Genomic DNA, 12325 nt, shown 5'->3' on the forward strand with positions numbered 1-12325 from the left:
TCAGGCAGCCGGCCGGTTCGGCGCGGCTACGGTTAGCGGTAGAGCGGCATGCGGTTTGCGACGGCCATCCAGCCGCGGACGATGCGGTAGACGGTCCACAGCCACAGCAGGCCGAGCAGCGGCCAGCCGACCAGCACCCAGGTCAGGGCGCCGAACAGGAGGCCGAGCAGCAGCGCCGCCCAGAAGGTGCGGATCGCCCAGGTGAAATGGTCCCAGGCGACGGTGCCGCGGGCGTCGCCGCGCGCCAGATAGGCGATCACCACGCCGATCAGCATCGGCAGGGCGGTGAACAGCGACACGGCGTAGATCGCATAGACCACATGGCCGACCGTGCTCAGCCCGTCGCGCGAACGGCGCGGCGACATGATCTCGATATCCGGTCGGTAGGAAGCGGCCATTGCTGGCTCCTTTCTTCGAGGTGGAGACCCGGCCCGTGGATCAAACAAGGTTTGATCCACGGACCTGTAAAGTTGTGGTTCGACTTGGTCGAACCACTAGCGGCCTTCGAGGTCGCGGAAATCCCGGTTCAGCTTGAACTCGCTGGAGGTGACGTAGCGCTCGAGCCCGGCCAGGCGCTGCTCCAGCTCGCGGAAGTTGTGGCGGATGGCGGAGAAGGTGTCGGCCGGCTGGACCGAGACCGACCGCCAGAACGCCTCTTCGTCCGGGTTGCGGTAGAGCAGGGTCGGCCGGCGCTTCAGGAACACCGCCGCCGCCAGATAGGCGATCAGGATGTGCGGGAAGAAGATCAGCCCCAGGATCACGGCGCCGAGGCGGACCTTGCCGGCGGAGATTCCGAAATAGGCGGCGATCCCGGCGCAGACGCCAAGGAACACCCCGTTCTCCGGATCGCGGTAGAGGCGATGCGGGTTCGGCGATTCGGCGAAGCGGCCGGTCATAGCGACGGCCTCCGCCACTGCGGCGCCTCGGCATCGAGGATCTTCTCGAGCGTCGCGATCCGGAGCTCCATCCGCTTGGCGCTCTCCCACAGGTCGACCAGCATGCGCTCGTCCTCACGCGACAGCGTGCGTGCCGACCGCCAGCGGGTGACGTAGTGCAGCACCAGCCAGATCGGCGCCACGATCACCAGGAAGACGATGACCGGGACGAAGAAGAAGGCGTGAAACATGTTCGTCCTTGCGTCTGCGGCCCGGCGGGAACCGCCGGGCCGGATTGACGAAGCCGATCAACCGCCGGTGCGGCCGAGACGGGCCTTGATCGCCTGCAGCTCCTGCTCGACGCCGCCCTCGGCCTCGAGCTCGGCGAATTCGTCGCTCAGCGTCTTGCGCCGGCCGAGGTCGAAGGATTCGACCTGGCCCTCGAGCGTGTCGATTTTGCGCTCGATCTGCTCGTAGCGGGCCAGCGCCTCGTCGATCCGGCCGTCATGCAGCTGGGTGCGGATGCGGATCTGGTCGCGCGCCGCCTCGTGCCGGATGGCGAAGGACTTCTGCTTGTTCTTCGCCTCGGTCAGCTTGGCCTCGAGCCGGCCGAGATCCTCGTTGGTCTTGGCCAGCGCCGCCTCGATCGTCTCCAGCTCGCGGCGCAGCAGGTCGGCCGCGGTCGCGGCCTGCGACTTGGCCACCAGCGCGCCCTTGGCCAGGTCCTCGCGGCCCTTCTCGACCGCCAGCTCGGCCTTGCGCTGCCACTCGGCCTGCGCCGCATCGAGCTGGTCGATCTTGCGCAGGATCTCCTTCTTCTCGGCGATCGAGCGGGCGGCCGCGGCGCGCACCTCGACCAGCGTGTCCTCCATCTCCTGCACGATCAGCCGGACGATCTTCTCGGGATCCTCGGCGCGGTCGAGCATGGCGTTGATGTTGGAGTTGATGATGTCGCCAAGGCGGGAAAAGATACCCATCACACGATCCTCTTTCGATCCTACAGGAACAGGGAAGCGATCAGCATGCCGGCGCCGAAGAACACCCAGTTCTCGGTCGGCCGGCTGGCGATCCAGGCCAAGAGGCGCTCGCCCGTGCGGCGCCAGTCGGCGGCCCCGGCGCTGCGCCGGATGCGGGTGCCGGTCGGGTCGAAGCCGTAGCTCATATGGTCCTCCTCAAGCCCGATGCGTTCGGGTCGTCCCCTAGGTTGCAAGGCCCGTGCCAGAGACGGATCCGGCCGATTTCCGCTCTTCCGCCGGATCCGCCCTTGATCCTTCGGCGAAAATTTCCAATTCTTCGGTAAAATTCACCGACCCGGACCCATGGCCGACGGATTGCCGCATCTGCTGGGCGAGGCGCCCGCCTTCGCCGACCTGCTGGACCGGGTCTCGGCCGCGGCGCCGCTGGACCGGCCGGTGCTGGTGATCGGCGAGCGCGGCACCGGCAAGGAGCTGATCGCGGCGCGGCTGCACTTCCTGTCGCCGCGCTGGGACCGGCCCTTCGTCAAGCTGGACTGCGCCGCGCTGTCGCCGGAGCTGCTGGAGAGCGAGCTGTTCGGCCATGAGGTCGGCGCCTTCACCGGGGCGGTGCGGCGCCATGTCGGCCGGTTCGAGCGCGCCGACGGCGGCACCCTGTTCCTGGACGAGCTGGCCAATGCCAGCCTGCGGGTGCAGGAGAAGCTGCTGCGGGTGATCGAATACGGCGAGATCGAGCGGGTCGGCGGCACCCAGACCATGACGGTCGATGTCCGCGTCATCGCCGCCACCAATGTCGACCTGCCGGGGGAGGTCGCGGCCGGCCGTTTCCGCGGCGACCTGCTGGACCGGCTGGCCTTCGACGTGCTGACCGTACCGCCCCTGCGCGCCCGGCCGGAGGACATCCCGCTTCTGGCCGCGCATTTCGCGCAAGGCATGGCCCATGCGCTCGACCGGCCAGGCTTTCCCGGTTTCGCGCCGGCGGCAATGGCGGCGCTGTGCGCACATCCCTGGCCCGGCAACATCCGCGAGCTGAAGAACGTGGTCGAGCGCGCGGTCTACCGCACCCCGCCGGACAAGAAGGTGACGGAGATCGTGCTAGACCCCTTCGCCTCGCCCTGGCGGCCGAATGGGCGGCAGACCGGCGCCCAACCACCCGCGCCCTCCGCCGCCCCGGCACCACCCCTGCCCTGCGACTTCCGGGCGGAAATCGCGGCGGTGGAGAAACGCTGGCTGGAGGCGGCCCTGGCGGCTCATGGCGGCCATCAGGGCCGCACCGCCACGGCACTCGGCCTCGGCTACGACCAGCTGCGCCACCTGCTGCGCAAGCACGGCATCACAGCACGGCAAGGAGAGGACGCATGAGCGGGAAGACCGTGCTGATCACTGGCTGCAGCTCCGGCTTCGGCTTCGCCGCGGCGCAGCGCTTCGCCGCCGCCGGCTGGTCGGTGCTGGCGACGCTGCGCGGCCCCGCGGACCGGCCGGAGGCTGCGGCGCTGACCGCGATCCCCGGCATCGCGGTGCTGACGCTCGACATCACCGACCCGGCGCAGCGGGCGGCGGTGGCGGCTGCCGTTGGGGACGGCCTGGATTGCCTGATCAACAATGCCGGCTACGGCCTGTACGGCCCGGTCGAGGCGCTGGACGACGGCCAGATCCGGCGCCAGATCGCGACCAACCTCGAAGCGCCGATCCTGCTGACCCGCGACCTGCTGCCGGCGCTGCGCCTGAGGCGCGGCCGGGTGATCAACATCTCCTCGGTGCTCGGCTTCATCGGCACGCCCTTCATGGCGGTCTACTGCGCCAGCAAGCACGGCCTGTCCGGCTTCAGCGAGGCGCTGCGCCTGGAGCTGGCGCCGCACGGCGTGCAGGTCTGCGCGGTCGAGCCCGGGCGCCACGACACCGGCTTCAATGCCCGGCTGGACGCACCGGCGGCGGCGGTGGATCTGCCCTATCGCCGCAAATACGACCGGTCCCTGGCCCGCCGGGCGGCGCTCGGCAAGGTGGCGCCGGAGCGGGCGGCCGCGATCAGCGACCGGGCGGCGGGGCGGCTGCTGCGCCTGGCCGAGGCCCGGCGGATGCCGGCGCGGCTGCGCCTGGGCACCGATTCCAAGGCGGTGTTCTGGGTGAAGCGGCTGCTGCCGGCGGCGCTGTTCGACCGGCTGATGATCTTCGCCACGGGGCGCGGGGTGAACTGAGGGCGGCGGGAGGTCCTCCTGGCTCCTCGGAAGCGGACGATCCCAATGATTCCCATCCGCGCCAAACGCGCCCAGCGGTCCAAGATACCCTACAACGCACCGTCGCCACGGTTCTTCTATAGGAGATCAGATTCTGCTATAGAAGACGCCCCGTCGGGATGGCCAGGTTGGATCCGGCCTCAGCACAGCCGTCACCATGGAGTGAACTGTGCCGCTATCTGAGGGCTTTGGTGCCATGACACGTCGCAACGTTCCGGGAGCGGCCGGTACGGTCGCTTCGCAGAAAGATGCCCCCGCCGGTGAGCGGCGTCTGAAAAGGACGGCTTCCGGCACAAACTTCGCGCGCTACGAATTCGGCGATCTCACCGTGGTCGCTCTCCGCGACGGCTATGTGGACATGCCGCCCAGCCGACTGCGTCAAGCGGGTGACCGTCCTTTTGGATCGGACATGCCGGCCCAGGTGAAACTGGTCGACGGGCACCTCCGTCTATCGGTCAACGCCTTTCTGGTGATCGATCGCGACCAGTACGTGCTGATCGATACGGGAGCGGCGAATGCGTGGCTGCCAACGATGGGCTCGCTGCTCGATGCACTGGCCGAGGCGGGTGTGGCGCGCGAGAGCATCGGGACCGTCGCCGTCACGCACACCCATGCGGATCACGTCCACGGCCTGGTGGCCGCCGACGGCTCGGACGCTTTTCCCAGCCTCCAGCGGCTGCTTGTTCCGCAAGAGGAAGTGCCGATGTTCGATGGGTATGAGCGGCTTTCCCGGTTTCGCCGGTCGCGTTTGCCGTTCGGGGATGGCTTCAAGCTGAGCGACAGCATCACCGCCGTTCAGGCGCATGGTCATGAAGCCGGACACACCGCATTCGACGTGTCGGGCGGAGGCGAGACTCTGCTGATCTGGGGGGATCTCATCCATGTGCCCTCGATCCAGTTCGAAAGGCCGGAGCTGACTTGGGAGTTCGATGCCGATCAGGTTCAAGCGCGTTCAACTCGACGAAGGTTGCTGGAGCGCACGGCACGGCGCGGTGTGTTCGTCGCCGGTGCGCACCTCGATTTCCCGGGCGTCGGGTCTGTCGAGCGTGGCGGGCAGGCCTATCGGTTCCTGCCGCTCTGATCCCGTTGGCGCCTTGGCGCCGGCCGCCCGAGAGTGACATGCGCCCGCCCTGTACCTAGGATGGCCGCTGAAGCACGCGAGCGGAAAGCGGAGCCACTTGAGGAACTCTGGACAATCCCGGCCTGGAGCACGCGATGCCGTCAGCGCTTTCGGCGAGCGTGTCCGAACCATCCGCGAGCAGAAGAATCTCACGCTTGAACAGCTCTCCAGATTGTCCGGGGTGAGCCGGGCGATGCTGTCCAAGATCGAACGTGGAGAGAAGAGCCCGACCATCGGCATCGCCAAGCAGATCGCGCACGCTCTCGGCGCTTCATTCTCTTCCCTTGTCGGTGACGAGGCGCCGACGCGTCGCGCCTTCGCGCTCGTGACGAAGGATCAGCGTCAGGTGTTTCGGGATCCGGAAACGGGGTTCGAGCGCTCCCTGCTTTCGCCGAACATGCCCGGCATGACCGTCGAAGTCGTTCTTCACCATCTGCCGGCGAACACGTCGACCGGCCGTTCGCCGCCACACCCGTCGGGGACCGGCAAGCACATCGTGGCCTCCCAGGGTCACGTGGTCGTAGCGACCCCGGACAATGAGACGGTGCTGAACGAGGGTGATTGCCTGTATTTCGAGGCGGACGTCGAACACTGGTTCGAGAACCGCACATCCAAGCTGGCCGAATACTATCTGATCATCTCGGCGCCGCCCGCGAACCGCTCGTCCTAGGGCTTCCGTCCAGTCATTCGCTTCCGGAGCGAGGGTTCGAGGCAGCGGGCCAAGTCGTCGGCGCGCCGCCCGGATCATCGCTTCAGGATGGAACGGATCGCCCGTTTGCCGACCGTGAGGCCTGCAACTCCGGCAAGATCGCTCGCCCTCACCCGGACATCCCTCGGATTGTGCAACCGGAGAGATCGTTGACGCTACAGACCAGGTCCTGCCAGCCGCCGTCGTCCGGGCCGGCCGCGGCGACCGTCGCGCAATCCCGCTCCAGATCGAGATCGGTATAGGCGCTGGCGATCTCGCCGGCGGCCGCCGGGCCGAGGCCGGCGAGAAAGGCCGGGCCGATCAGGGCGTTTCGCATCGGAGTCCTCCGGTCGAACCGGAAAACAGTGACGGATTTCCTCCCGCACTGCGAAAAGGCGATTGCGCCGCCGCCCCCGATTCAGGCAGGGTTTCGAAAATCCTAAAATCCTGGCGAATGAACCGTCCTCGGGGAGGTACCATGAAGGGGAACGCTGTCGTTGTCGGACTGCTGGTCGCAGGTTTCGCCCTGCCGGCCGCGGCCCAGGTCTCGGGCAATGTGGTCAAGATCGGCGTCCTGAACGACCAGTCCGGCGTCTACGCCGATTTCGGCGGCAAATGGTCGGTCGAGGCCGCGAAGATGGCGGTCGAGGATTTCGGCGGCAAGGTGCTGGGCGCCCCGATCGAGGTCGTCTCCGCCGACCACCAGAACAAGCCGGATATCGGCTCGAACATCGCCCGGCAGTGGTTCGACGTCGACGGCGTCGACACCATCACCGAGCTGACCACCTCCTCGGTCGCGCTGGCGGTGCAGGCGCTGGCGGCGGAGAAGCACAAGGTCACCATCACCAACGGCGCCGCCACCACCGACCTGACCGGCAAGGCCTGCTCGCCGACCGGCTTCCACTGGACCTACGACACCCATGCGCTGGCGGTCGGCACCGGCGGCGCCATGGTCGGCCAGGGCGGCGACAGCTGGTTCTTCCTGACCGCCGATTACGCCTTCGGCTATTCGCTGGAGGAGCAGACGACGAAGTTCGTCACCTCCAAGGGCGGCAAGGTGCTGGGCAGCGTGCGGCACCCGCTGAACACCACCGACTTCTCCTCCTTCCTGCTGCAGGCCCAGGCCTCGGGCGCCAAGGTGGTGGGCCTGGCCAATGCCGGCCTCGATACCGCCAACGCCATCAAGCAGGCGGCGGAGTTCGGCATCGTGGCCGGCGGCCAGAAGCTGGCCGGCCTCCTGTTCACCCTGGCCGAGGTGCACGGCCTCGGCCTCGAGGCGTCGCAGGGGCTGGTGCTGACCGAAGGCTTCTACTGGGACCTGAACGACGAGACCCGCGCCTGGGCGCAGCGCTATTTCGAGCGCACCCAGCGCATGCCGAACATGGTCCAGGCGGGCGAGTACTCCTCGGTGCTGCACTATCTGAAAGCGGTCCAGGCCGCGGGCACCGACGACGGCGAGAAGGTCGCGGCGAAGATGAAGGAGCTGCCGGTCGACGACGTCTTCGCCCATGGCGGCAAGGTGCAGCCCAACGGCCGCATGGTGCACGACATGTACCTGGCGGAGGTCAAGAAGCCGTCCGAGAGCAGCAAGCCCTGGGACTACTACAAGATCCTGGCCACCATCCCCGGCGACCAGGCCTATCTGTCGCCGGAGGAGAGCGGCTGCCCGCTGACGGCGAAGAAGTAGCGGGCCAATGGCAGATTCACAGCCGATCCTGGTGGCGGAGGGCCTGACCAAGGCCTTCCGCGGCTTCATGGCCGTCAAGGGCGTGGACCTGGCCGTGCGCGAGGGCACGATCCACGCCCTGATCGGGCCGAACGGCGCCGGCAAGACCACCGTCTTCAACCTGCTGACCAAGTTCCACCAGCCGACCTCCGGCCGCATCGCCTTCCGCGGCGAGGACATCACCGGGCTGAAGCCGGCCGAGGTGGCGCGGCGCGGGATGGTGCGGTCGTTCCAGATCTCGGCCGTGTTCCCGCATCTGACGGTGCTGGAGAACGTGCGGGTGGCGCTGCAGCGGCCGGAGGGGCTGGCGCGCCAGTTCTGGCGCTCGACCCGGGTGCTGCGCCGACTGGACGACCGCGCCCTGGCGCTGATCGAGGCGGTCAATCTGAAGGACTTCGCGCATATCGCCGCCGTCGACCTGTCCTACGGCCGCAAGCGGGCGCTGGAGATCGCCACCACCCTGGCGCTCGACCCGCCGATGCTGCTGCTGGACGAGCCGATGGCCGGGATGGGGCATGAGGAGATCGGCCGCATCGCCGACCTGATCCGCAAGGTCGGGGCCGACCGCACGGTGCTGATGGTGGAGCACAACCTCAACGTCGTCGCCGATCTCTGCCACCGGGTCACGGTGCTGCAGCGCGGCGAGATCCTGGCCGAGGGCAGCTATGCCGAGGTCTCGGCCGACCCGCGGGTGCGCGAGGCCTATATGGGGTCCGAGCATGGCTGAACCGGCCCCTCTCCTGCACGTTCGCGGGCTGCAGGCCTTCTACGGCGAGAGCCATGTGCTGCACGGCGTCGACCTGGACGTGTTTCCGGGCGAGACCGTGACCCTGCTGGGCCGCAACGGCGTCGGCAAGACCACGACCTTGCGCGCCATCATGGGCATCCTGCGCCGGCGCCAGGGCACGATCCGGATGGACGGGATCGACCTGATGGCGACGCCGCCGCACCGCGTCGCCCGCGCCGGCATCGGCTATGTGCCGGAGGAGCGCGGCATCTTCGCCTCGCTGTCGGTCTCCGAGAACCTGACGCTGCCGCCGAGGGTGGCCGAGGGCGGCATGAGCCTGGCCGAGATCCACCGCCTGTTCCCGAACCTGCAGGAGCGGGCGTCGAGCCAGGGCACCCGGCTTTCGGGCGGCGAGCAGCAGATGCTGGCAATCGCCCGGGTGCTGCGCACCGGCGTGCGCCTCCTGCTGCTGGACGAGCCGACCGAGGGTCTGGCGCCGGTGATCGTGCAGCGCATCGGCGAGGTGCTGCGCACCCTGAAGGCCCAGGGCATGACCATCCTCTTGGTCGAGCAGAACTTCCGCTTCGCCAGCACGCTGGCCGACCGGCACTACCTGATGGAGAACGGCCGCGTCGTGGCCGAGATCCGGCGCGAGGAGATGGACGCGAAGATGGACCTGCTGCATGAGACGCTGGGGGTCTGAGATGGGAACCGCGCCATGATCCCGCTGCTCGGCATCCCGGTTCAGGTGCTGTTCGGGCAGCTGCTGCTGGGGCTGATCAACGGCTCCTTCTACGCCCTGCTCAGCCTCGGCCTCGCCGTCATCTTCGGCCTGCTCAACGTCATCAACTTCGCCCATGGCGCGCAGTACATGCTGGGCGCCTTCGCCGCCTGGATGCTGCTGACCTTCCTCGGCGTCGGCTACTGGCCGGCGCTGGTGCTGGCGCCGATCGCCGTCGCCGTCACCGGCGTGATCCTGGAAAAGCTGTTCCTGTCGCGGCTCTACCGGCTCGACCCGCTCTACGGCCTGTTGCTGACCTTCGGCGTGACGCTGATCCTGGAGGGGCTGTTCCGCAGCTGGTACGGCACCTCGGGCCAGCCCTACGCCGCGCCGGCGGCGCTGACCGGGGCGGTCAATCTCGGCTTCATGGTGCTGCCGATCTATCGCGGCTGGGTGGTGCTGGCCTCGCTGGTGATCTGCTTTCTCACCTGGTTCGTGATCGAGAAGACGCCGCTGGGCGCCACCCTCCGGGCCGCGACCGAGAACCCGGTCCTGGTCCAGGCCTTCGGCATCAACGTGCCGCGCATGATCACCCTGACCTACGCCTTCGGCGTCGGCCTGGCCGGCCTGGCTGGGGTGCTGGCGGCGCCGGTCTACCAGGTCAGCCCGCTGATGGGGTCGAATCTGATCATCGTCGTCTTCGCGGTGGTGGTGATCGGCGGCATGGGCTCGATCCTGGGCGCCATCGTCACCGGTTTCGCGCTGGGGATCTTCGAGGGGCTGACCAAGGTGTTCTACCCGGAGGCCTCGAACATCGTGGTCTTCGTCATCATGGCGGTGGTGCTGCTGGTCCGCCCCGCCGGCCTGTTCGGGCGGGAGCGCTGAGATGGCGGCGATCGAGCGCAGCGGGGCGGAGGGGGTGAGCGGCGGGCGGATCGCGATCGCACTGGCGGTCGCGGTGGTCGCCCTCGGCGCGCCCTACGTGCTGTACCCCGTCTTCCTGATGAAGCTGCTGTGCTTCGCCCTCTTCGCCTGTGCCTTCAACCTCTTGATCGGCTATGTCGGCCTGCTGTCCTTCGGCCACGCCGCCTTCTTCGGCGGCGCCGCTTATGTCAGCGCCCATGCCGCCAAGATCTGGGGCTGGCCGCCTGAGCTGGCGATCCTGGCCGGCACCGCGGCTGCCGCGGCGATGGGGCTGGTGATGGGCTTCCTCGCCATCCGCCGCCAGGGCATCTACTTCGCGATGATCACCCTGGCGCTCTCGCAGATGGTGTTCTTCGTGGCGCTGCAGGCGCCCTTCACCGGCGGCGAGGACGGCATCCAGTCGGTGCCGCGCGGCGTGCTGTTCGGGTTGTTCGACCTGTCGGACGGGCTGACCTTCTACTACGTCGTGCTGGCGATCTTCGGCCTCGGCTTCTTCGTCATCTGGCGCATCGTGCATTCGCCCTTCGGCCAGATCCTGAAGGCGATCCGCGAGAACGAGCCGCGGGCGATCTCGCTGGGATATCGGGTCGACGCCTACAAGCTGACCGCCTTCGTCATGTCGGCGGCGCTGGCCGGCCTGGCCGGCGGCACCAAGGCGCTGGTGTTCCAGCTGGCCTCGCTGACCGACATCCAGTGGCAGATGTCGGGTGAGGTGATCCTGATGACGCTGCTCGGCGGCATCGGCACCATGGTCGGCCCGGTGGTCGGCGCCGGCCTCGTGGTGACGCTGCAGAACTACCTCGCCGAATCCGCCTTGCCGGTGACGGTGGTGACCGGCGCGATCTTCGTCGTCGTCGTCCTGCTGTTCCGCCGCGGTATCGTCGGCGAGATCGCCCATTGGCTGCGGAAAAGGGGGTAGGACCGTTCCGGCGCGACGAGTCGCCTCTCCCACTGCGGGACTTGCATGGAGGGAGCGGTTTGCTCCCTGCCGCTTTGTCTTGCCGTTTGGTCCGGCAGCGCGATGATGAGCGGACGCCGACTGGTCAGCCCTCGAGGGCACAGGAGGATACGATGGTCACGCGAGCCGAACCGCCGACGCGGCGCGCCGTCATCGCCGCATGTCTCGCCGCGCCAGCCTTACAGGTCACCGGGCTCGACTTCGCCGCAGCCCAACCGGTGGAGCTGGCGCCCACGCCGTCTTGCGACGACGGCGATCATCCGACCCCGGCCCAGACGGAAGGCCCCTTTTTCAAGCCGAATGCGCCGCTGCGGCGGGACCTCGCCGCCGACGCGCCGAATGGGGACAGGATCATCATCGCCGGCTTCGTGCTGGACACACTCTGCCGTCCAATTCCGGGGGCGATCGTGCAGATCTGGCACGCCGACGACACCGGCCGGTACGACACGGCGGGCTATCGCCTGCGTGGCCATCAATTCGCCGATCAGAGCGGCCGGTGGTGGTTCACGACAATTGTCCCGGCGCTCTACTCCGGCCGGACCCGGCACTATCACCTGAAGGCCCAGAAGCCGTCGGGGCCGATCCTCACCACCCAGCTCTATTTTCCCGGCGAGCCGCGCAACGCCCGCGATCGCCTGTTCGACGAGCGCCTGCTTCTGCGCATCGGCGAGACGGCCGATGGACGGTTCGGGCGGTTCGACATCGTGCTGTAAGCTGCGAATTGAATTCGGTGACAGTGCACTGAATAGTGGCCGGCCTCTCGCTCCTGCCAGGCGCGGCGGAAGCCGCTAAAAGTGCACTGTCACCGTGTTTTATTCTACTCCACCGGCACCATCAGGTGCTCGTAGGGGGTCCCGGCCCACATCACATAAGGCGCCTTGGTGTCGGGCTTGTCACCCTGCTTCGGATAGTTTGCCGCCGCGGCGCCGGCGTTGAAGATCATGATGTGCGGGCCCGTATCAACCCATTGTCCACCTGCCGTGGGAGTGCTCGCAAACGGATCGGTATTGGACGCGTCGGAGCCGCCCGCCAGCATGTAGCCCAGGCCGATCATGTCCTTCGGGGGATCTTTGCGCGCCATCCACGCCTGAGCCCATGCCAGCCCGCCCTGGTCCAGGCACATCGGGTCCTTTCCGGGCGACCGTGGGTTGTCAGGCATGCAGGTGAAGCCGTTCGTGCCTTGGCGCACAGTCTTGCTCTTCATCTGGTCGTCGAACGCGATGATCGTGGCATTCTTCGCCACCGCTTCCGGTGCGGCGCTCTCCGCACTGGAGATGATCTCCTCGTCGGTCATCATCCCTGCGGCGGAAACCGCCGGCACTGCCCCGATCAGGGCTGCACACGCAAGCAGCGCGAGCTCGCACTTTGCGCGCATGAC

The 12325-nt window shown here is 67.9% G+C and carries 17 protein-coding genes; 10 read left to right on the top strand and 7 right to left on the bottom strand.

Going from position 1 to position 12325, the window contains the following annotated elements:
* Positions 1 to 32: 32 nt before the first annotated feature.
* From KXR53_RS16435 to KXR53_RS16455, 5 genes are all read right to left on the bottom strand, one after another.
* The gene (locus KXR53_RS16435; protein ID WP_437376309.1) at positions 33 to 398 is read right to left on the bottom strand and encodes a DUF4870 family protein; all 366 of its coding nucleotides are present in this window, start codon (positions 396 to 398) and stop codon (positions 33 to 35) included.
* A gap of 96 nt (positions 399 to 494) precedes the next feature.
* Positions 495 to 896 (bottom strand): envelope stress response membrane protein PspC, encoded by a 402-nt coding sequence (pspC, locus tag KXR53_RS16440; RefSeq protein WP_437376310.1) that lies wholly within the window; start codon positions 894 to 896, stop codon positions 495 to 497.
* Entirely contained in the window at positions 893 to 1126 is a 234-nt protein-coding gene (pspB, locus tag KXR53_RS16445) for an envelope stress response membrane protein PspB (RefSeq protein ID WP_437376311.1), read from the bottom strand. Before pspB ends, pspC begins: the two co-directional genes overlap by 4 nt.
* Positions 1127 to 1183: 57 nt before the next feature.
* The gene (gene pspA / locus KXR53_RS16450; RefSeq protein ID WP_437376312.1) at positions 1184 to 1852 is read right to left on the bottom strand and encodes a phage shock protein PspA; all 669 of its coding nucleotides are present in this window, start codon (positions 1850 to 1852) and stop codon (positions 1184 to 1186) included.
* A 20-nt stretch (positions 1853 to 1872) separates the two neighbouring features.
* On the bottom strand, positions 1873 to 2037 hold the full coding sequence (locus KXR53_RS16455) for a hypothetical protein (protein ID WP_437376313.1): 165 nt from the start codon (positions 2035 to 2037) through the stop codon (positions 1873 to 1875).
* Positions 2038 to 2194: 157 nt separating this feature from the next.
* Here KXR53_RS16455 and pspF point away from each other — a divergent pair, with 157 nt between their 5' ends.
* The 4 genes from pspF to KXR53_RS16475 all read left to right on the top strand — a co-directional run bounded on the left by pspF (position 2195) and on the right by KXR53_RS16475 (position 5873).
* Positions 2195 to 3211, top strand: a complete 1017-nt coding sequence (pspF, locus tag KXR53_RS16460) for a phage shock protein operon transcriptional activator (RefSeq protein ID WP_437376314.1) — start codon at positions 2195 to 2197, stop codon at positions 3209 to 3211.
* Positions 3208 to 4044, top strand: a complete 837-nt coding sequence (locus tag KXR53_RS16465) for an SDR family NAD(P)-dependent oxidoreductase (RefSeq protein WP_437376315.1) — start codon at positions 3208 to 3210, stop codon at positions 4042 to 4044. The genes pspF and KXR53_RS16465 overlap by 4 nt, the downstream gene beginning before the upstream one ends.
* A gap of 235 nt (positions 4045 to 4279) precedes the next feature.
* Positions 4280 to 5164, top strand: a complete 885-nt coding sequence (locus tag KXR53_RS16470; protein ID WP_437376316.1) for an MBL fold metallo-hydrolase — start codon at positions 4280 to 4282, stop codon at positions 5162 to 5164.
* A 97-nt stretch (positions 5165 to 5261) separates the two neighbouring features.
* Positions 5262 to 5873, top strand: a complete 612-nt coding sequence (locus tag KXR53_RS16475; RefSeq protein WP_437376317.1) for a helix-turn-helix domain-containing protein — start codon at positions 5262 to 5264, stop codon at positions 5871 to 5873.
* Positions 5874 to 6021: 148 nt separating this feature from the next.
* Here the strand turns inward: KXR53_RS16475 and KXR53_RS16480 are convergent, their stop codons facing one another.
* Entirely contained in the window at positions 6022 to 6228 is a 207-nt protein-coding gene (locus KXR53_RS16480) for a hypothetical protein (RefSeq protein ID WP_437376318.1), read from the bottom strand.
* A 141-nt stretch (positions 6229 to 6369) separates the two neighbouring features.
* Between KXR53_RS16480 and KXR53_RS16485 the strand changes: the two genes are divergently transcribed.
* The 6 genes from KXR53_RS16485 to KXR53_RS16510 all read left to right on the top strand — a co-directional run bounded on the left by KXR53_RS16485 (position 6370) and on the right by KXR53_RS16510 (position 11660).
* Positions 6370 to 7578, top strand: coding sequence for an ABC transporter substrate-binding protein (locus KXR53_RS16485; RefSeq protein WP_437376319.1), 1209 nt, complete (start codon positions 6370 to 6372; stop codon positions 7576 to 7578).
* A 7-nt stretch (positions 7579 to 7585) separates the two neighbouring features.
* Positions 7586 to 8344 carry an ABC transporter ATP-binding protein gene (locus KXR53_RS16490; protein WP_437376320.1) on the top strand — a complete coding sequence of 253 codons (759 nt, stop codon included), beginning with the start codon at positions 7586 to 7588 and terminating at the stop codon, positions 8342 to 8344.
* Positions 8337 to 9047 (top strand): ABC transporter ATP-binding protein, encoded by a 711-nt coding sequence (locus KXR53_RS16495; protein WP_437376321.1) that lies wholly within the window; start codon positions 8337 to 8339, stop codon positions 9045 to 9047. Before KXR53_RS16490 ends, KXR53_RS16495 begins: the two co-directional genes overlap by 8 nt.
* 15 nt (positions 9048 to 9062) lie before the next feature.
* A complete protein-coding gene (locus KXR53_RS16500; RefSeq protein ID WP_437376322.1) occupies positions 9063 to 9950 on the top strand; it encodes a branched-chain amino acid ABC transporter permease in 888 nt (295 codons plus the stop codon).
* A gap of 1 nt (position 9951) precedes the next feature.
* Positions 9952 to 10908 (top strand): branched-chain amino acid ABC transporter permease, encoded by a 957-nt coding sequence (locus KXR53_RS16505; RefSeq protein WP_437376323.1) that lies wholly within the window; start codon positions 9952 to 9954, stop codon positions 10906 to 10908.
* A 152-nt stretch (positions 10909 to 11060) separates the two neighbouring features.
* Complete coding sequence (locus tag KXR53_RS16510) at positions 11061 to 11660, top strand: intradiol ring-cleavage dioxygenase (RefSeq protein ID WP_437376324.1); 600 nt, start codon at positions 11061 to 11063, stop codon at positions 11658 to 11660.
* A 104-nt stretch (positions 11661 to 11764) separates the two neighbouring features.
* Here KXR53_RS16510 and KXR53_RS16515 read toward each other — a convergent pair whose 3' ends face one another.
* Positions 11765 to 12322 (bottom strand): hypothetical protein, encoded by a 558-nt coding sequence (locus KXR53_RS16515; protein WP_437376325.1) that lies wholly within the window; start codon positions 12320 to 12322, stop codon positions 11765 to 11767.
* Positions 12323 to 12325 lie beyond the last annotated feature (3 nt).

Origin of the sequence: Inquilinus limosus, from assembly GCF_051487185.1 — a bacterium.
Taxonomy (GTDB): Bacteria; Pseudomonadota; Alphaproteobacteria; order DSM-16000; family Inquilinaceae; genus Inquilinus; species Inquilinus limosus_F.

What these genes read in the sequence shown, in the direction of transcription:
- KXR53_RS16455 (WP_437376313.1), bottom strand. Translation starts at nt 2,037, where the DNA reads ATGAGCTACGGCTTCGACCCGACCGGCACCCGCATCCGGCGCAGCGCC.
- KXR53_RS16485 (WP_437376319.1), top strand. Translation starts at nt 6,370, where the DNA reads ATGAAGGGGAACGCTGTCGTTGTCGGACTGCTGGTCGCAGGTTTCGCC.
- KXR53_RS16465 (WP_437376315.1), top strand. Translation starts at nt 3,208, where the DNA reads ATGAGCGGGAAGACCGTGCTGATCACTGGCTGCAGCTCCGGCTTCGGC.
- KXR53_RS16490 (WP_437376320.1), top strand. Translation starts at nt 7,586, where the DNA reads ATGGCAGATTCACAGCCGATCCTGGTGGCGGAGGGCCTGACCAAGGCC.
- KXR53_RS16515 (WP_437376325.1), bottom strand. Translation starts at nt 12,322, where the DNA reads ATGCGCGCAAAGTGCGAGCTCGCGCTGCTTGCGTGTGCAGCCCTGATC.
- KXR53_RS16435 (WP_437376309.1), bottom strand. Translation starts at nt 398, where the DNA reads ATGGCCGCTTCCTACCGACCGGATATCGAGATCATGTCGCCGCGCCGT.
- KXR53_RS16500 (WP_437376322.1), top strand. Translation starts at nt 9,063, where the DNA reads ATGATCCCGCTGCTCGGCATCCCGGTTCAGGTGCTGTTCGGGCAGCTG.
- pspA (WP_437376312.1), bottom strand. Translation starts at nt 1,852, where the DNA reads ATGGGTATCTTTTCCCGCCTTGGCGACATCATCAACTCCAACATCAAC.
- KXR53_RS16495 (WP_437376321.1), top strand. Translation starts at nt 8,337, where the DNA reads ATGGCTGAACCGGCCCCTCTCCTGCACGTTCGCGGGCTGCAGGCCTTC.
- KXR53_RS16505 (WP_437376323.1), top strand. Translation starts at nt 9,952, where the DNA reads ATGGCGGCGATCGAGCGCAGCGGGGCGGAGGGGGTGAGCGGCGGGCGG.
- KXR53_RS16510 (WP_437376324.1), top strand. Translation starts at nt 11,061, where the DNA reads ATGGTCACGCGAGCCGAACCGCCGACGCGGCGCGCCGTCATCGCCGCA.
- pspC (WP_437376310.1), bottom strand. Translation starts at nt 896, where the DNA reads ATGACCGGCCGCTTCGCCGAATCGCCGAACCCGCATCGCCTCTACCGC.
- KXR53_RS16480 (WP_437376318.1), bottom strand. Translation starts at nt 6,228, where the DNA reads ATGCGAAACGCCCTGATCGGCCCGGCCTTTCTCGCCGGCCTCGGCCCG.
- KXR53_RS16470 (WP_437376316.1), top strand. Translation starts at nt 4,280, where the DNA reads ATGACACGTCGCAACGTTCCGGGAGCGGCCGGTACGGTCGCTTCGCAG.
- pspF (WP_437376314.1), top strand. Translation starts at nt 2,195, where the DNA reads ATGGCCGACGGATTGCCGCATCTGCTGGGCGAGGCGCCCGCCTTCGCC.
- pspB (WP_437376311.1), bottom strand. Translation starts at nt 1,126, where the DNA reads ATGTTTCACGCCTTCTTCTTCGTCCCGGTCATCGTCTTCCTGGTGATC.